The organism is Hydrogenophaga sp. OTU3427 (genome assembly GCF_038440225.1).
GTDB lineage: Bacteria > Pseudomonadota > Gammaproteobacteria > Burkholderiales > Burkholderiaceae_C > Hydrogenophaga.
Genome location: NZ_JASATI010000025.1, coordinates 1 through 17613, shown reverse-complemented (window position 1 = coordinate 17613; position 17613 = coordinate 1). Strand labels below are relative to the sequence as shown.

The window sequence follows — 17613 nt, the reverse complement described above, 5'->3', positions numbered from 1 at the left end:
CCCGACGCCCCCTTCTTCCCCACCATGAGCAAGTCCACTTTCTACGACATCCAGGTCCAGTTCGGCGATTGCGATCCCGCCGGCATCGTCTTCTTCCCCAACTTCTCGAAGTGGATGGACGCCGCCTCGCTGCATTTCTTCATGGCCAATGGCGTGCCGCCCTGGCGCGAGCTGGTCAAGACGCGCGGCATCGTCGGCACACCGCTGCTGGAGATCAACACCCGCTTCATGGTGCCCGCCACCTACGGCGAGACGCTGCGCATCGAAACCACGGTGGAGGAATGGCGCGACAAGGTCTTCATCCAGAAACACGTGGTGCGCCGGGGCGACACCGTGTTGTGCGAAGGCTTTGAGACCCGCGCCTTCGTGGTCCACCCGCCCGAGAACCCGGACCGCATCAAGGCCATCCCGGTGCCCGAGGACATCAAGGCCCTGTGCAGTTGAGCTGGCCCCTGCCATGACCGAGCCCTCGACCGCCCGCAGCCTGCGCCGCCCGGCCAGCGCCGGCGCCACGCGCAAACCCGCCGCCGCTGCGGTGACCACCGTGGACACCTCCTTCCTGGAGACCCTGACCGGCTACAACGCCCGCCGGGCCGCCTTGTCCATCATCTCGGTCTTCCTCGAACGCATGGCGCCCTACGACCTGCGTCCGGTGGATTTTTCGGTGCTGTCGCTGATCGCGCACAACCCCGGCATCACCTCGCGCCAGCTGTGTGGCGCGCTCGACATCCTGCCGCCCAACCTGGTGGGCATGCTGCGCCAGCTGGAAACGCGCGGGCTGATCGAAAAACGCGAGCACCCGACCGACCGCCGCGCCCAGGGCCTGCACCTGAGTGCCGCTGGCAAAAAACTCTACGCCCAAGCCAAGGCCACGGCCACCGCGCTGGAAGTGGATGCCCTGCCCGGTCTCAGCGCCGACGAACGCGAGACCCTGCACAGCCTGCTGCGCCGGGTGTACAGCCATCCTCGGGGCGGCACCGACACCGAAGCGCTCGGGTAGGCCAGCCGGTCCTGCTGGTCACGCGCCAAGGCGCCGCCGCCGCGCCGCCCAGACCGTGCTCATCCCCAGGCCGAACGCCAGCCACCACGGTGATACCACCGGCACCGGCTGCACGGGATGGGGCGCCACGGTGACCGACACCGTGGCCTGGGCACAGACGGCGGCATTGGGCGCCGGCGCGCACAAGCTGTACGTGAATTGATCGGCGCCGACGTGGCCTGGCGCGGGCGTGTAGGTGCAACTGGCCGGTGCCACCGGCGTGCAGGTCACGGCGCCTCCCTGAGCGGTGGAAGCCGCGGGCACGGTAACCAGGGCACCCGGCGGGAAACTGTCGTTGGCGGTGACGGCAACCGACACCGGCTGGCCCGAGGCGGTGCTGGCGCTGTCCGGCGCGGCGACCAGCCCACCGACCACATTCAGCACCGCCTGTGCGTCGTCGCACAGGGAGGCGGTGGCCACCGAGCAGAGGCGGTAGCTCAGCACATGGCTGCCAATGGCCGCATTGGGCGGCACGCTGACCCGGCCATCCGGCGCCAGGCTGAACAAGGCGCCTGCGGGTCCCGTCTGCCCCAGCAGCGTGATGAGCACCTGGTCGGGCGCCGGCAAGATGCCACCCAGCTGGTCGTTGGCCAGCACGGATGGGGTCAGCCCGCCTGTCAAAAAGGACAGCGTGCCGAGGCTGTCGTCCGCAGCGACGATGCTCGCCGGGGACAGTGCCACCACGGTGTTGTTGCCGGTGTTGGTTTCGTTGGCCGCCCCCGTGCTGCCGGTGAACGTGACCGGTGCCCCAGTACCGGTGTAGTTGAAGGTGCAGACGATGCTCGCGCCCGCCGGCAGGATGGCCGCCGGCACGGTGGGCGAACAGGACATGGCCGACACCGTGCCCACTGAAATCGATACGGCACACATCGCGTTGACCGCTGCGGCGCCGGCGTTGGTGCATGTCAGGGTCAAGCCCGTCTGCAGCAGGCCATTGATGGGATTGGCAGGGATCTGGGTCAGGCTCACGCGCATGTCGGCCACGTCCAGTGCGTAATCCTCCACCTCGCCGTCAGCGGCCACCCCCGTGGGCAAGACCAGTTCGGCGGCGTTGCTGGCGATGCGTAGGCGCAGGTAGGTGGTACCTGCCCGGTTCGACGTGCCGACCGGCACCGTCCACGCCAGGCTGGCCTGCGCGCCGTCACACAGCGCCTGCGTCCGCTCGCCGGCATCGAACTGGCCATTGAAATCGAAGTCCATCCATCCGGCCACCGTGCTGCCGGCCACGCTGCAGGCCGGCGTCAGAGCGTAGGTGCTGCCATCGCCCCCCCACACCGGCAAGGGGGTCGCCAGGGCGTCGTCAAAGGTGTCGGCCGAAGCCCCGGCGGCATCGGGGAATGCCGTCCTGTCGACCGACACGTCGGCCCCCAGGCGCACCGCCGGCAGAACCCGACCCGCCAGCGCCAGGGTGAAGATGTCGGTGCCGGGCGCCGATGCGACCGGTATGTCGCCGCCGGTGAGGACCTCGCTGGGCAGATGGGCCGCCGCGCCGTACGAAGCCGGCGCATCACCGCGGTCGCCGCCCTGGACCATCACCCCCAGGGCCACCGCCTGCAGGCCACCGCCGTTGAGCACGATCTGGGCAGCGCTTGCGCCGTCCACGAAAAAGACGCCGGTCGGGTTGGGCTCGCTGTCACAGCTGTCGGGATAGGTCTGCGTGAGACCATCGCCCGCCGACATCACATGGCTGCCAGCGCCATCCTGGCTGACGTAGTACCTCACATCGCACCCCGGGCCACGGATGCGGTCCAGCAGCCTCAGCCGGGCGCCGGGGGGAAGACGCGCATGAATGGACTCGTACACGCTGGAGGTCTCGGCATCCGCCAACACCAGGCCGGGCAGCGCGTATGGGACACCGTCCAGGGTGGCCGAACAGGCGTAGTCGAAGGTGACCGATGCCCCATGGTCCACGCTCTTGACGCCGACCGCCAAGGTGTTGGCGGCGTCGATGCCGCCGATGTTGTAGAGGTTGTCCAGCCCGTCCTGGAAGTAGCCGCCGGGGGCGTACACCTCCAGGTCGGGGACATGGGCTGGAACGCCCACGATGTTGGACAGGGTGCACGACACCGACAGAGTTGCACCGGCAACGTCGAAGCCATGGGTGACGGTGGTGCCCGTGCCGGGTATGGCCGTGCCCACCGCCCCCCAGTTGAACCACAGGATGTGATCGCGGTAGGCGCCCGCCCCTCCAGTCGCGTACTGTGCGCTCGCCTGGCCGCAGCAGGCCAGGGCCAGCCACAACACCGCACACCAGCGCCTTGCCAACGCATGAAGGCCGGCGCACCCATGCCGGCGGTTGTGAATCACGCACATATACCCCCCTGCTGGACGTTGCGCAGGGAGGTGCGGCATGCCTTGCCGTCTCACGAACAGGCGCGACCGCTTCGGCGGCTTGTGCGCCCACATCCTCCCCGCAACTCACTCATTGTTCGATCCGCAGCTTACCAACCATTTGCCCTGCCGTGAAGCCTCGGCGGATGGCCAATGTGCCTGCCTGGCGCTCGCCCGATCGACATGGCTGCCGAGCGTCGGGGGCGGTGTCGCGACACACCACACCAGAGCTCTGGCCGGTGGTGGCAGGCCGCAGATGGCGGCGCTTCAGACAAGACGTCGGCGGGGATGGGTGCACGCCGCGGCCCGAGCACCGCTGGTCCGTGGCCGCTCAGGCATCCGCCCTGCAGCGCCGGGCCCAGCACCGGCGCCGGCCTGGCGCCTCAGCCCGGGTAAGCCACCACCCGCTGGCGCTGCCGGCCCAACACGCCACCGCCCAGCTCCATGATGTCGCCGGGCCGCAGGTAAACCGGCGGCTTGTGCCCCATGCCCACCCCGGGCGGCGTGCCGGTGGGAATCACGTCGCCAGGCTGCAGGGCCATGAAACGGCTGAGGTAGCTCACGATGTGGGCGACGCCAAAAATCATGGTCCGGGTGTTGCCGGTCTGGCGGCGCTGGCCGTTGACGTCCAGCCACAGGTCGATGGTCTGCACGTCGGCGATCTCATCGGGCGTGACCAGCCAGGGGCCGATGGGGCAATGGCCGGGGTAGCTCTTGCCCTTGGTCCACTGGCCTTCGTACTCGATCTGATAGGCGCGCTCGGAGACGTCGTTGACCAGGCAATAACCGGCCACATGCTGCAGGGCATCCGCCTCGCTCACGTGCCAGGTCGGGCGGCCGATCACGATGCCCAGCTCCACCTCCCAGTCCAGTTTCTCGCTGCCGGGCGGCATCAGCACGTCGTCATTCGGTCCGCCGATGGCGCCGTTGTGCTTGTTGAAGACAATCGGCTGGCTGGGGGCCTTCAAGCCGGCCTCGGCGGCGTGGTCGGCATAATTGAGGCCGATGGCGACCACGTTGCCCACCTGCCCGACACAGGCGCCCAGGCGGGTGCCTTCGGGCAGCAGCGGCAAGGTGGTCGGATCGATCGCGGCCAGCCGGGCCAGCGTGTCCGGGTGCAGGGTGGCGGGTGTGATGTCCGCCACGTGGGCCGAGAGGTCGCGCAGGCCGCCGTGGGCGTCCACCAGGCCGGGTTTTTCCTGGCCGCGCGGGCCGTGTCGCATGAGCTTCATGGGGGTTTCCTGTGGGGTTTTCAACCATTTTGTCATGAGGGCCTTGAAAGGCCGGGGACCGCCCCCAATTGCGGTTCGATTTTGTTTTCACTCTTCGCCCAAACGCACCCATGAGCCACCCTGCAAACGACCCCCAAGCCGCCGGTACCCCGGTGAGCCCCGAGGAAGCCGAAGCCGCCCTGGCCGCCAACCAGGCCGAAGCCGAACAGGCCATGGCCGATGAGCTGGCCACCCTGAAGGCGCAAAACGCCGACCTGGCCGACCAATTCCTGCGCGCCAAGGCCGAGGCCGAAAACGCCCGCCGCCGCGCCGACGAAGAGGTCAGCAAGGCCCGCAAGTTCGCCGTCGAGAGCTTTGCCGAAAGCCTGCTGGCGGTGGCCGACAGCCTGGAAGCCGGCCTGGCCATCCAGGACGCCACGCCCGAGCAGATCCGCGAAGGCGCGGACGCCACCCTCAAGCAATTGAGCAGCGCGCTGGCACGCCACAAGGTGCTGCCCATCGCGCCCGAGGCCGGCGCCAAATTCGACCCGCACCACCACCAGGCCATCAGCATGGTGCCGGCGGAACAAGAGGCCAACACGGTGGTGGCGGTGCTGCAAAAGGGCTATCTGATCGCCGAGCGCGTGCTGCGCCCGGCCCTGGTGACCGTGGCGGCGCCCAAGTGACGGCGCACAGCTTGTGCACTTGAAATCCAGCCACTTATCCACACCTCATCCACATCTGAGTTTTTCAGCATCCTTTCAAATTCACGGAGAACATCATGGGAAAAATCATCGGCATCGACCTCGGCACCACCAACAGCTGCGTGTCGATCATGGAAGGCAACACCACGCGGGTGATCGAGAACAGCGAGGGCGCGCGCACCACGCCGTCCATCGTGGCCTACCAGGAAGACGGTGAGGTGCTGGTCGGCGCCAGCGCCAAGCGCCAGGCCGTGACCAACCCCAAGAACACGCTGTACGCGATCAAGCGCCTGATCGGCCGCAAGTTCACCGAGAAGGAAGTGCAGAAGGACATCAACCTGATGCCCTACGCCATCGTTGCCGCCGACAACGGCGACGCCTGGGTGGAAGTGCGCGGCAACAAGATCTCGGCCCAGCAGGTCAGCGCCGACATCCTGCGCAAGATGAAGAAGACCGCCGAGGACTACCTGGGCGAAGCCGTCACCGAGGCCGTGATCACGGTGCCGGCCTACTTCAACGACGCCCAGCGCCAGGCCACCAAGGACGCCGGCCGCATCGCCGGTCTGGACGTCAAGCGCATCATCAACGAGCCCACCGCCGCCGCCCTGGCCTTTGGCCTGGACAAGCAGGAAAAAGGCGACCGAAAGATTGCGGTCTATGACCTGGGCGGTGGCACCTTCGACGTCTCCATCATCGAGATCGCCGACGTCGATGGTGAAAAGCAGTTCGAGGTGCTGTCCACCAACGGCGACACCTTCCTGGGTGGCGAAGACTTCGACCAACGCATCATCGACTACATCATTGGCGAGTTCAAGAAAGAGCAAGGCGTCGACCTGAGCAAGGACGTGCTGGCCCTGCAACGCCTGAAGGAAGCCGCCGAGAAGGCCAAGATCGAGCTGTCCAGTTCGGCCGCCACCGACATCAACCTGCCCTACATCACGGCAGACGCGTCGGGCCCCAAGCACCTGAACATCAAGATGACCCGCGCCAAGCTGGAAAGCCTGGTCGACGAGCTGATCGAGCGCACCATCGCGCCCTGCCGCACCGCCATCAAGGACGCCGGCATCAGCGTGGGCGACATCCACGACGTCATCCTGGTCGGCGGCATGACCCGCATGCCCAAGGTGCAGGACAAGGTCAAGGAGTTCTTCGGCAAGGAGCCGCGCAAGGACGTCAACCCCGACGAAGCCGTGGCCGTGGGTGCCGCCATCCAGGGCCAGGTGCTTTCGGGTGACCGCAAGGACGTGCTGCTGCTCGACGTGACCCCGCTGTCGCTGGGCATCGAGACCATGGGCGGCGTCATGACCAAGATGATCGCCAAGAACACCACCATCCCGACCAAGTTCGCGCAGGTGTTCTCGACCGCCGACGACAACCAGCCGGCCGTGACCATCAAGGTCTTCCAGGGCGAGCGCGAAGTGGCCGCCGGCAACAAGCTGCTGGGCGAGTTCAACCTCGAAGGCATTCCGCCCGCTCCGCGTGGCACGCCGCAGATCGAAGTGTCCTTCGACATCGACGCCAACGGCATCCTGCACGTCGGCGCCAAGGACAAGGGCACGGGCAAGGAAAACAAGATCACCATCAAGGCCAACTCGGGTCTGACCGAGGAGGAAATCCAGAAGATGGTGAAGGACGCCGAGCTCAACGCGGCCGAGGACAAGAAGAAGGTCGAGCTGGTGCAGGCCCGCAACCAGGCCGAAGCCCTGGCCAACAGCGTCAAGAAAAGCCTGACCGAGTACGGCGACAAGCTGGATGCAGGTGAAAAGGACGCGATCGAAGCCGCGATCAAGGACCTGGAAGAGGCCGCCAAGGGCGAGGACAAGGAGGCGATCGAAGCCAAGTCCACCGCCCTGATGACCACCAGCCAGAAGCTGGGCGAGAAGATGTATGCCGACCAGCAGGCGCAGCAAGCGGCCGCCGGTGCGGGTGCGGGTGCAGCAGAAGGCACCGCGTCCTCGTCCAAGCCCGCCGATGACGATGTGGTCGACGCCGAAGTCAAGGAAGTGAAGAAGGGCTGATCGGGCCGAAACCCGCCACCGCCGCCGCGCCCGGACACTGCAAGGTGGCTGGCGCGGCGTTCGTGTTCAACAGGAACAGTGACAGACCATGGCAAAACGCGACTTTTACGAAGTGCTGGGTGTGCCCAAGAACGCCTCCGACGAGGAGATCAAGAAGGCGTACCGCAAGCTCGCCATGAAGCACCACCCCGACCGCAACCAGGGTGACACGGCCAAGAACGCCGAGGAGAAGTTCAAGGAAGCCAAAGAGGCCTACGAGATGCTCTCGGACCCGCAGAAAAAGGCGGCCTACGACCAGTACGGCCATGCGGGCGTGGACCCCAACATGCGCGGCGGCCCGGGGGCCGAAGGCTTCGGTGGCTTTTCGGAAGCCTTTGGCGACATCTTCGGCGACATCTTCGGCGGCCAGCGCGGCGGTGGCCGTGGCGGGCGCCAGGTCTACCGTGGCAACGACCTGTCCTACGCCATGGAGATCAGCCTCGAGGAGGCGGCCCACGGCAAGGAAGCGCAGATCCGCATTCCCTCCTGGGACAACTGCGACACCTGCAGCGGCACCGGCGCCAAGCCCGGCACCAGCGTCAAGACCTGCCCGTCCTGCAGCGGTTCTGGCACGGTGCAGATGCGCCAGGGCTTCTTCAGCGTGCAGCAGACCTGCCCGCACTGCCACGGCAGCGGCAAGATCATCCCCGAGCCCTGCACGACCTGCAACGGTCAGGGCAAGCTCAAGAAGCACAAGACGCTGGAAGTCAAGATCCCGGCCGGCATCGACGACGGCATGCGCATCCGCAGCGCCGGCAACGGCGAGCCCGGGCGCAACGGCGGACCGTCGGGCGACCTCTTCATCGAGATCCGCATCCGCAAGCACGACATCTTCGAGCGTGATGGCGACGACCTGCATTGCCAGGTGCCGGTGAGCATGCCCACCGCGGCGCTGGGTGGCGAGATCGACGTGCCCACGCTGACCGGCAAGGCCACCATCGACATCCCCGAGGGCACACAGAGCGGCAAGACCTTCCGCCTGCGCGGCCGTGGCGTCAAGGGCGTGCGCTCCAGCTACCCGGGCGACCTCTACTGCCACATCGTGGTGGAGACACCGGTCAAGCTGACCGAGCACCAGCGCAAGCTGATCAAGGAACTCGACGAGTCCTTCAAGAAGGGCGGCCACAAGCACAGCCCCAACGACAAGGGCTGGTTCGACAAGGCCAAGGCCTTCTTCAGCTGACCACGCGCCCCGCCCCACCCGCAAAAAAGCCAGCTTCATGCTGGCTTTTTTGCGGGCCACGGGCCATGCCGTCAGGCGTACTTGTTCGGGCTCTTGCTGTCCTGGGCGCACCAGACAATGACAAACACCCAGCCGACCAGCGGGATCAGCCCCACCAGCTGCAACCACCCGCTCCTGTCGGTGTCGTGCAGCCGACGGGCCGTGACGGCGAAATAGGGCACCAAGGTCGCGACCATGAACACCAGCGCCAGCTTGTCGCTGACCACCGCCAAGGCGATGTAGGCCAGAAAGTTGAACAAGACCCACCACCAGAATTCGGAGCGGCCCGCGCGGCCGCTGAAATCGGCGTACTTGGAAAAACAGACCTTGATGGCATCCACGAATGTCATTGCGTTTTCTCCAGAACAGACAGATACGCGCCCATCGTAATATCAAAAATGAAACCGCCGCAGGTGGTGCTGTCCGGCCCGCCCTCCCCGCGCCGCTGCGCAGGCCCTAAGATGCCCTCATGGGCGTCCACATCACCTTCCTCGGCGGCACCGGCACGGTCACCGGTTCCAAATTCCTGGTGGAACACGCGGGCCAGCGCTTGCTGGTCGACTGTGGCTTGTTCCAGGGCTACAAGCAGTTGCGCCTGCGCAACCGCCAGCCGTTGCCCCTCGATCCGCGCCAGCTGGGCGCCGTGGTGCTGACCCACGCCCACCTCGACCACAGCGGCCACCTGCCCTTGCTGGCCAAGGAGGGCTTTCACGGCAAGGCGTGGGTCACACCGGCCACGCGCGACCTCGCCCACATCCTGCTGCCCGACAGCGGCCACATCCAGGAGGAAGACGCCGCCTTCGCCAACCGCCACGGCTTTTCCCGGCATTCGCCCGCCCTGCCCCTGTACACGGAAGACGATGCACGGCGCAGCCTCAAGCTGCTGCATGCGGTGCCTGTGCAGGAAGCCTTTGAGCCGCTGCCGGGCTGGGTGGCGCTTTTCAGCGGCGCCGGCCACATCCTCGGCGCCGCCAGCCTGCTGCTGGAAGTGGGCGGGCGCCGCATCCTGTTCTCGGGCGACCTGGGCCGCCCAGACGACCTGCTGATGAAGCCCCCCGAGGCACCACCGGCCGCCGACACGGTGCTGATCGAGTCCACCTACGGCGACCGCGAGCACCCCAGGGAGGACCTGATCGCCGAGCTGGGGCCGGCGTTGACGCGTGTGGCCGCCCGCGGTGGCACCGCCGTGGTGCCGGTGTTTGCGGTGGGCCGGGCGCAGGCGCTGCTGCACGCCATCGCCGAGCTGAAATCACGCCACACCATCCCGCCATCGCTGCCCATCTACCTGGACAGCCCCATGGCCATCCACACCACCGAACTGTTCAGGCAGCACCTGGGTGAACACCGGCTGGATGCCGCCCAGTGCCGGCAGATGGCTCACGCGGCCACCTACACCGCGACGCCCGACCAGTCGCGCGCCATCGCCATGAACCATGGACCCAAGGTGATACTGGCGGCCAGCGGCATGGCCACCGGTGGCCGTGTGCTGCACCACCTGGCGCAGTACCTCGGGGATCACCGTCACATGGTGGTGCTGACCGGCTACCAGGCGCCCGGCACCCGTGGCGCCACGCTGGCCGCCGGCGGCTCCCACCTGCGTCTGCATGGGCAGGACCACCCGGTGCGGGCCGAGGTGGTGCAACTGCAAAGCGCGTCGGCCCACGCCGATGCGGGGCAGTTGGTGGCCTGGCTGCGTGCCATGCCGTCTCGCCCCGAGCAAGTCTTTGTGGTGCATGGCGACCCGAGCGCGTCCGACGCCTTGCGCCTGCGCATCGACCGGGAACTGCGCTGGCGCGCCACGGTGCCCGAGCACGGCGCCACCTGGTCCGCCTGAAGCGGCAGCATCAGAACAAGGCCATCTGCCCAGCCTGACCGGGCGGGCGGAACAGGCTGCCGTCCAGCACATGGCGTTCGCGGTTGAGTCCAAGGCGGCGGCAGGCCTTCTCGAAGCGCTGGTGGATCAGGTCGGCCCACAGGCCCTGGCCGCGCATGCGGGTGGCGAAGTCGCTGTCGTAGTCCTTGCCACCGCGCAGGTCGTGGATGCGTGCCATCACCCGATCGGCGCGCAGCGGGTGGTGCACCTGCAGCCACTCGCGGAACAGCGGCGCCACTTCCCAGGGCAGGCGCACCACCTGGTAGAAGGCGCGGTCGGCACCGGCTTCGCGGGCTGCGGCCAGCACCTGCTCCATGTCTTCGTTGATGAAGGGAATTTGTGGCGACACGCTCACCCCCACCGGCACCCCGGCGTCCACCAGCGTGCGGATGGTGCGCAAGCGACGGTGCGGCGCGGCGGCGCGGGGTTCCAGTGCGCGCGCCAGCACCGGATCGAGGGTGGTGATGGTGACGTAGACCGAGGCCAGCCGCTGTTCAGCCATGGGCGCCAGCAGATCCAGGTCGCGCTCCACGCCGCTGGACTTGGTGATGATGGCCAGCGGGTGCCGCGCCTCGTGCAACACCTCCAGCAGGGCCCGCGTCAGGCGCAGTTCGCGTTCGACCGGCTGGTAAGCGTCCGTCACGGTGCCCAGGCCCAGCGCTTCGGGTCGGTGGCCGGGTTTGGCCAGTTCCACGCGCAGCAGATCGGCGATGTTGCGCTTGGCGATGATCTTGGTTTCGAAATCCAGGCCTGGCGAGAGGTTGAGGTAGCTGTGGGTGGGCCGGGCGTAGCAGTAGATGCAGCCGTGTTCGCAGCCCCGGTAGGGGTTGAGGGACTGGCTGAACGGCACGTCCGGCGACGCGTTGCGGCTGATTGCGCTGCAGGCGATTTCATCGATCACTGTGGTGGGTGATGGCCGTGGCGCTTCTTCGGCCGACCGATCCAGCGTTCCCCAGCCGTCGTCGCAAGCCTCCCGCTGGTCGACCACAAAACGGTGCGCCAGCCGTGAAGCCGCGCCGCGCCCCTTGACGGCGCTGATGGGGAGATAGACTGCGTTCACGGCCAGACAAGCATCAGGGAACTGTATGAAATTACAGTATCCGTGATTCCTATAAGCGATGCAAGGTGGACCGTGTTTGTTGCCGATCAAAAATCCTTCTGAATTTTCAGCAATTACTGAAATTTCAGTAAATAGATGGACAATCACGCGCATGACAACCCCCGCCCCCCTGCCTCCGCTGAACCGACAATTCATCGCCCACTTCGGTGAAATGGGCAGCCGATGGGGCATCAACCGCACGGTGGGCCAGATCTATGCGCTGATCTTCATCTCGCCACGCGCGCTCAACGCGGACGAGATCGCCGAGGTGCTGGCCTTCTCGCGCTCCAATGTCAGCATGGGCCTGAAGGAGCTGCAGTCCTGGCGTCTGGTCAAGTTGCGCCACCTGCCGGGCGACCGGCGCGAGTATTTCGAGGCGCCGGACGACGTGTGGGACATCTTCCGCATGCTGGCCGAGGAGCGGCGTCGCCGCGAGATCGAACCCACCTTGTCCATGCTGCGCATGGCCTTGCTGGAAGAGGCGCAGACCGACGATGAGCGCCACGCCCAGCAGCGCATGCGTGAGATGCACGATCTGATCGACCGGCTGATGACATGGTTCGACGACGTGCAGCGGCTGGCGCCTGAGACCGCCATGCAGCTGATGGGCATGGGCACTGCGGTCACCAAGGTGCTGGAGCTCAAGGACCGTCTGACCGGCGCCGGCACGCGCAAAACCCCCTGACCTCAACGGACCCCGCCATGGACACCCTCATGCTGTCGCGCCTGCAGTTCGCGGCCAACATCAGCTTCCACATCCTGTTTCCCACCATCACCATCGCGCTGTGCTGGTTCCTGCTGTTCTTCCGCTGGCGTTTCAGCGCCACACGCGGCTCACCCGCCGCACTGGGCTGGGAGACGGCCTACTACTTCTGGACCAAGGTGTTCGCGCTGACCTTCGCCATCGGCGTGGTGTCGGGCATCACCATGAGTTTCCAGTTTGGAACCAACTGGCCAGGTTTCATGGAAAAGGCCGGCAACATCGCCGGCCCGCTGCTGGGCTACGAGGTGCTGACGGCCTTTTTCCTCGAGGCCACCTTCCTGGGCATCATGTTGTTCGGGCGCGGGCGCGTCTCGGAGCGTGTGCACCTCATCGCCACGCTGATGGTGGCCATCGGCACCACCTTGTCGGCCTTCTGGATACTGAGCCTGAACTCGTGGATGCAGACGCCCGCAGGCTACACCATCGTCGATGGCGAGTTCCATGCCAGCAGTTGGCGCGAGATCGTCTTCAACCCCTCCTTCCCCTACCGCCTGGGCCACAAGCTGCTGGCCTCGGGGCTGACCGCGTCCTTCCTGATCGCCGGCGTGAGCGCCTGGCAGGTGCTCAAGCGCACCCCACATGCGGGCACACACCAGGCCTTGCACGCGGCGGTCACCGCCGCCGCCGTGCTGATCCCGCTGCAGATTTTCGTGGGCGACTTGCATGGCCTGAACACGCTGCAGCACCAGCCGGCCAAGATCGCCGCGATCGAGGGCATCTGGCACACCGAAAAGGGCGCACCGCTGACCCTGTTCGGCTGGCCCAGCGAAAAGGAAGGCCGCACCCTGTATGCGCTGCAGATTCCCAAGGCGGCCAGCCTGGTGCTGGCGCACGACGCCAACGCCGAGCTGAAAGGCCTGGACGCCTTCCCCGATGCCCACCCGCCGGTGGCCCCTGTGTTCTTCGGCTTTCGCATCATGGTGGGGGTTGGCATGTTGATGCTGGCCGTCGCCTGGTCGGCCGCCTGGTTGCTGCGCCGCGCGCGGCGCCGTGGCGCCGAGCCACCGCGTGCGCTGCTGTGGGCGCTGGCGGGCATGTCCTTCTCGGGCTGGGTGGCCACGCTGGCCGGCTGGTACGTCACCGAGATCGGCCGTCAGCCCTTCATCGTCTATGGCCTGCTGCGCACCGCCGACGTGGTGGCCCCCAACGCGCCGCCCATGGTCGCCATCACGCTGGTCGCCTACCTCGCGCTGTACCTCGTGCTGCTGGTGTCCTACGTGGCGGTCGTGAAGTACATGGCCGAGCACCCGGTCCAGCTGGTCGACCCCGCCTCCGCGCGCGCGCCGGCCACCGCGACGATCCCGGCCGCCCCCAACGCCTGAACCTGGAGCCCCCATGATCGACTGGACCTATGTGTTGCCGCTGCTGTTCATGGCCGTGATGGGCCTGGCCCTGCTGACCTACGTGGTGCTGGATGGCTACGACCTGGGCGTGGGCATGCTGCTGCCCTTTGCCACGGCGGCCGAAAAGGACGCCATGGTGGCCAGCATCGGCCCCTTCTGGGACGCCAATGAGACCTGGCTGGTGCTGGGCATCGGCGTCCTGCTGGTGGCCTTTCCCAAGGCCCACGGCCTGGTGCTGCAGGCCCTGTACCTGCCGGTGGCGGTGATGCTGATGGGCCTGACGCTGCGCGGCGTGGCCTTTGATTTTCGCGTCAAGGCCCGCGCCGTCCACAAGGGCTTCTGGAACGCGGTGTTTGCCCTTGGCTCGCTGCTGGCCAGCATGGCCCAGGGCTGGATGCTGGGCGCTTACCTCGGCGGCTTTGGCCGCGACACCTTGTCGCTCCTGTTCGCGGCAGGCATCGCGCTGACCCTGCCCACCGCCTACACCATGCTGGGCGCGGGCTGGCTGATCATGAAGGTGGAAGGTGAACTGCAGCACAAAGCCGTGCGCTGGGGCCTGCGCGCCTTCTGGCCCATGGCCCTGGCGCTGGGGGCCATTTCCCTGGCCACGCCGGTGGTGAGCCAGACCGTCGCGCACAAGTGGTTCGCCCTGCCCCAGCTGTTCGCGTTGCTGCCGATACCGCTGGCCTGCGTGGTGGCGCTGTTCGCGGCGCGCCACGTGCTGCGCCGCCCCCTGCTGGTGCAGGCCGGCCACGGCTGGGTGGTGTTCGCCGCCACCGTGCTGGTTTTCGTGCTGGCCTTCTTCGGACTGGCCTACAGCCTCTACCCCTACATCGTGCTCGACCGCCTGAATGTCTGGGAGGCCGCGAGCGCCACCGAGTCGCTGCTGGTGGTCCTGGCGGGTGTCGCGGTGACGCTGCCCGCCATCGTGGTCTACACCGTGTTCATGTACCGGGTCTTCTGGGGCAAGGCGCGCGAGCTGACCTACGGGCTCTGAAATGCACAACGCGCCCGAAGGCGCGTTGTGGTGCAAGATCTGAGTCGAACTCAGGCGATGGCCAGGCGGGCCTTGGCCTCGGCGTATTCGCGCTTGAAACGGGCCACCAGCTCGGCCGCCGGCACCACCTCGCGGATGGCGCCAATGCCTTGGCCACAACCCCAGATGTCCTTCCAGGCCTTGGCGGAGTTGGACCCCTCGCCGCTGGCGAAATTCATCTTGCTCGGGTCGCTGACCGGCAGGTTGTCGGGGTCCATGCCGGCGTTCTTGATGCTGCCCTTGAGGTAGTTGCCCAGCACGCCGGTGTAGAAGTTGCTGTAGACGATGTCGTCCGAGTTGCTCTCGGTGATCATCTGCTTGTAGCCCTCCACCGCACGGGCCTCGTCGGTGGCGATGAAGGCCGAGCCGATGTAGGCGAAATCGGCCCCCATGGCCTGCGCGGCCAGGATGGCGCCGCCCGACGCAATGGCGCCCGACAGCGCGACCGGGCCGTCGAACCATTCGCGGATTTCCTGCACCATGGCGAACGGGCTCTTGGCGCTGGCGTGTCCTCCGGCACCCGCGGCCACCGGGATCAGACCATCGGCGCCCTTTTCGATGGCCTTGCGCGCGAACACGTTGTTGATGACGTCGTGCAGCACGATCCCGCCCCAGCTGTGGACGGCCTGGTTCACGTCCTCGCGCGCGCCCAGCGAGGTGATGACGATGGGCACCTTGTACTTGGCGCACAGCTGCAGGTCGTGCTCCAGCCGGTCGTTGCTCTTGTGCACGATCTGGTTGATGGCGAAGGGCGCGGACGGGTTGTCGGGGTTGGCCTTGTCGTGGGCGGCCAGGGCCTCGGTGATCTCGGCCAGCCAGTCGTCGAGCTGCGCGGCCGGACGCGCATTGAGCGCGGGCATGGAGCCCACCACGCCCGCCTTGCATTGGGCGATCACCAGCTTGGGGTTGCTGATGATGAACAGCGGTGAGCCGATGACGGGAAACTTGATCTTCTGCAATACCGGGGGCAGTCTGGACATGGGGTCTCCGTGGATGATGTGCTGTGCGATTCTGGTGGGAACAGGCCGCCGCGCCCTGTCGCCGCAGCTACAGGGCCGGCGATGCAGGGTGCTTCAGAAGGCGTCCAACGCCATCTCGGTCACGCCCAGCGCGCCTTCGACGATGCTGTCGCGCACGCCCGGGGCGCGGCTCAGGATGTGGTCGGCGTAGAAACGCGCGGTCGTGATCTTGGCTTGCATGAAGGCCACGTCGGTGCCTGCGGCCAGTTGCGCCTCCGCCACCAGCAGCGCACGCGCCATCTGCCAGCCCGCCATCACGTTGCCCGCCAGCAGCAGGTAGGGCACGCTGCCGGCAAACACGGCGTTCGGATCGGCCTTGGTGTGGCCGGCGACGAATTTCACGGCGTCTTCAAAGGCCACGCGCGCGGCCGTCAGGCGCTTGGCCACAGCCAGGGCGTGGGCGCTGCCACTCTGGGCCAGTTCGGCTTCGGTGGTTTCGATCTGCCTGGCCAGGCCCAAGGCGGTCTGCCCACCATCGCGCGCGGTCTTGCGCCCCACCAGGTCGTTGGCCTGGATGGCGGTCGTGCCTTCATAGATGGTCAGGATCTTGGCGTCGCGGTAGTGCTGGGCGGCACCGGTTTCCTCGATGAAGCCCATGCCGCCGTGCACCTGCACGCCCAGGCTGGTGACCTCCAGGCTCATCTCGGTGCTGTAGCCTTTGACCAGCGGCACCATGAATTCGTAGAAGGCCTGGTTCTGCTTGCGCACCTCGGCGTCCGGGTGGTGGTGCGAGGCGTCGTAGGCGGCGGCGGCCGTCAGCGCCATGGCGCGGCAGCCTTCGGTCAGTGCGCGCATGGTCATGAGCATGCGCTTGACGTCCGGGTGGTGGATGATGGGCGCGGCGGTGTTCAGGCTGCCGTCCACCGGGCGGCTTTGCACGCGGTCGCGGGCGTAGCCCACGGCCTTCTGGTAGGCGCGCTCGGCAATGGCCACGCCCTGCATGCCCACGGCGTAACGGGCCGCGTTCATCATGATGAACATGTACTCCAGGCCGCGGTTCTCCTGGCCCACCAGGTAGCCCACGGCACCGCCGTGGTCGCCGTACTGCAGCACGGCGGTGGGGCTGGCCTTGATGCCCATCTTGTGTTCGATGCTCACGCAATGCACGTCGTTGCGCACGCCCAGCGAGCCATCGGGGTTCACCATGAACTTGGGCACCACAAACAGCGAAATGCCCTTGACGCCTTCGGGCGCGCCGGTCACGCGGGCCAGCACGAGGTGGACGATGTTCTCGGCCATGTCGTGTTCACCGTAGGTGATGAAGATCTTGGTGCCAAAGACCTTGTAGCTGCCATCGGGCAAGGGTTCGGCGCGGCTGCGCACGGCGGCCAGGTCCGAGCCGGCCTGGGGCTCGGTCAGGTTCATGGTGCCGGTCCACTGGCCGCTGATCAACTTTTCGAGGTAGGTGGCCTTGAGTTCGTCGCTGCCGGCGGTCAGCAGGGCTTCGATGGCGCCATCGGTCAGCAAGGGGCACAGCGCGAAACTCATGTTGGCGCTGTTGAGCATTTCAATGCAGGCCGCGCCAATGGTCTTGGGCAGGCCCTGACCACCGAACTCGGTCGGGTGCTGCAAGCCCTGCCAGCCGCCTTCGCCGTATTGCTTGAAAGCGTCCTTGAAGCCGGTCGTGGTGGTGACCTGCCCGTCCTTGAACCAGGACGGGTTCTTGTCGCCCTCCCAGTTCAGCGGCGCCACCACCCCTTCGGTGAGCTTGGCGCATTCGTCGAGCACCGCCTGTGCGGTGTCCAGGCCGGCTTCTTCAAAACCCGGCAACTCGGCCACCTGCGCGATGTTCGCCAGGTGCTCGATGTCAAACAACATGTCCTTCAGGGGGGCGGTGTAACTCATCTTTTGTCTCCAGATACAAAAAAGGCGTCAAGTTCATTGACGCCTGCCGGGATGTCAAAACATCAAAGGCT

15 protein-coding genes are annotated in these 17613 nt (G+C 66.8%); 9 read left to right on the top strand and 6 right to left on the bottom strand.

All coding sequences use genetic code 11. The annotated features are described in order from the left end of the window. Positions 1-24 precede the first annotated feature (24 nt). Together AAHB17_RS14950 and AAHB17_RS14945 are read left to right on the top strand one after the other, a co-directional pair. Complete coding sequence (locus tag AAHB17_RS14950; RefSeq protein ID WP_342131428.1) at positions 25-444, top strand: acyl-CoA thioesterase; 420 nt, start codon at positions 25-27, stop codon at positions 442-444. Positions 445-457: 13 nt separating this feature from the next. Next, a complete protein-coding gene (locus tag AAHB17_RS14945; RefSeq protein WP_342131427.1) occupies positions 458-1000 on the top strand; it encodes a MarR family winged helix-turn-helix transcriptional regulator in 543 nt (180 codons plus the stop codon). An 18-nt stretch (positions 1001-1018) separates the two neighbouring features. On the opposite strand, the gene AAHB17_RS14940 is transcribed toward AAHB17_RS14945, so the two are convergent. Continuing rightward, a complete protein-coding gene (locus AAHB17_RS14940) occupies positions 1019-3283 on the bottom strand; it encodes a CshA/CshB family fibrillar adhesin-related protein (RefSeq protein ID WP_342131426.1) in 2265 nt (754 codons plus the stop codon). Positions 3284-3753: 470 nt separating this feature from the next. Next, positions 3754-4602 (bottom strand): fumarylacetoacetate hydrolase family protein, encoded by an 849-nt coding sequence (locus tag AAHB17_RS14935; protein WP_342131425.1) that lies wholly within the window; start codon positions 4600-4602, stop codon positions 3754-3756. A 110-nt stretch (positions 4603-4712) separates the two neighbouring features. On the opposite strand from AAHB17_RS14935, the gene grpE reads away from it, so the two are divergent. The 3 genes from grpE (at position 4713) to dnaJ (ending at position 8525) form a co-directional block, all read left to right on the top strand. Next, positions 4713-5267 carry a nucleotide exchange factor GrpE gene (gene grpE / locus AAHB17_RS14930; protein WP_342131424.1) on the top strand — a complete coding sequence of 185 codons (555 nt, stop codon included), beginning with the start codon at positions 4713-4715 and terminating at the stop codon, positions 5265-5267. Positions 5268-5362: 95 nt separating this feature from the next. Continuing rightward, positions 5363-7303, top strand: a complete 1941-nt coding sequence (gene dnaK / locus AAHB17_RS14925) for a molecular chaperone DnaK (RefSeq protein ID WP_342131423.1) — start codon at positions 5363-5365, stop codon at positions 7301-7303. Positions 7304-7391: 88 nt separating this feature from the next. Next, positions 7392-8525 (top strand): molecular chaperone DnaJ, encoded by a 1134-nt coding sequence (dnaJ, locus tag AAHB17_RS14920; RefSeq protein WP_342131422.1) that lies wholly within the window; start codon positions 7392-7394, stop codon positions 8523-8525. A 71-nt stretch (positions 8526-8596) separates the two neighbouring features. Here the strand turns inward: dnaJ and AAHB17_RS14915 are convergent, their stop codons facing one another. Then, a complete protein-coding gene (locus tag AAHB17_RS14915) occupies positions 8597-8914 on the bottom strand; it encodes a DUF805 domain-containing protein (protein ID WP_342131421.1) in 318 nt (105 codons plus the stop codon). Positions 8915-9033: 119 nt separating this feature from the next. On the opposite strand from AAHB17_RS14915, the gene AAHB17_RS14910 reads away from it, so the two are divergent. Continuing rightward, the gene (locus AAHB17_RS14910) at positions 9034-10398 is read left to right on the top strand and encodes an MBL fold metallo-hydrolase (RefSeq protein ID WP_342131420.1); all 1365 of its coding nucleotides are present in this window, start codon (positions 9034-9036) and stop codon (positions 10396-10398) included. 10 nt (positions 10399-10408) lie between these two features. Here AAHB17_RS14910 and AAHB17_RS14905 read toward each other — a convergent pair whose 3' ends face one another. Beyond that, positions 10409-11497, bottom strand: coding sequence for a PA0069 family radical SAM protein (locus AAHB17_RS14905; protein ID WP_342131419.1), 1089 nt, complete (start codon positions 11495-11497; stop codon positions 10409-10411). A gap of 151 nt (positions 11498-11648) precedes the next feature. Between AAHB17_RS14905 and AAHB17_RS14900 the strand changes: the two genes are divergently transcribed. The 3 genes from AAHB17_RS14900 to AAHB17_RS14890 are packed head-to-tail and all read left to right on the top strand — an operon-like array spanning position 11649 to position 14639. Further along, complete coding sequence (locus AAHB17_RS14900) at positions 11649-12221, top strand: GbsR/MarR family transcriptional regulator (RefSeq protein WP_342131418.1); 573 nt, start codon at positions 11649-11651, stop codon at positions 12219-12221. Positions 12222-12238: 17 nt separating this feature from the next. Beyond that, positions 12239-13621, top strand: a complete 1383-nt coding sequence (locus AAHB17_RS14895; RefSeq protein ID WP_342131417.1) for a cytochrome ubiquinol oxidase subunit I — start codon at positions 12239-12241, stop codon at positions 13619-13621. 13 nt (positions 13622-13634) lie between these two features. Beyond that, positions 13635-14639 (top strand): cytochrome d ubiquinol oxidase subunit II, encoded by a 1005-nt coding sequence (locus AAHB17_RS14890; RefSeq protein WP_342131416.1) that lies wholly within the window; start codon positions 13635-13637, stop codon positions 14637-14639. A gap of 50 nt (positions 14640-14689) precedes the next feature. Here AAHB17_RS14890 and AAHB17_RS14885 read toward each other — a convergent pair whose 3' ends face one another. Then, entirely contained in the window at positions 14690-15658 is a 969-nt protein-coding gene (locus AAHB17_RS14885) for an NAD(P)H-dependent flavin oxidoreductase (protein WP_342131415.1), read from the bottom strand. A gap of 93 nt (positions 15659-15751) precedes the next feature. Then, entirely contained in the window at positions 15752-17542 is a 1791-nt protein-coding gene (locus AAHB17_RS14880) for an acyl-CoA dehydrogenase (protein ID WP_342131414.1), read from the bottom strand. Positions 17543-17613 lie beyond the last annotated feature (71 nt).